Annotated in this window: 1 protein-coding gene; it reads left to right on the top strand. The window is 62.6% G+C overall.

Features of this window, described 5'->3' with window-relative positions; all coding sequences use genetic code 11:
• Window positions 1-441 (top strand): DNA/RNA non-specific endonuclease (locus tag HX773_RS25630; protein ID WP_176973829.1); only part of this gene is annotated, 441 nt, incomplete at both ends.

Here is a 441-nt window from a genome sequence, read left to right as displayed (position 1 = left end):
CGGCACTCGACCTGTATTCCAGTCAGGAGCGCCAGCCCTCGTTCGACGGTTGTGCGCAGTTGTTCCCCAACGCCAGGCCGATCAATCCCGGTAGCGTGCCGGCGACGATGAAACCCCTGGCCCTGTGCTCCGACAACTTTGCCGTGCTCTATTCGCAAACCAGCAAGACCCCTCTGGTGGTGGTCGAACGCCTGAGTTCGGCGCAACTGAAGGACGCCAAGGGCGAGGAACGCACCAACCAGTTCTACCCGGACCCGCGTATTCCCAAGGGTGGTCGGGCCGAATTGAGTGACTACCGCAGCCAGCATCCGGCGGTGGACCGTGGGCATCAGTCACCGGCAGCCGATGCGCCGAGCCCGAATGCCATGGCCCAGTCCTTTGCGCTATCGAACATGGTGCCACAGGACCCGACCAACAATCGCAAGATCTGGAGCAAGGTCG

The organism is Pantoea sp. B9002, from assembly GCF_013385945.1.
Lineage (GTDB): Bacteria > Pseudomonadota > Gammaproteobacteria > Enterobacterales > Enterobacteriaceae > Pantoea.
Note: the sequence above shows the minus strand (reverse complement) of the source record. Positions and strands in the feature narration are given on the sequence as shown.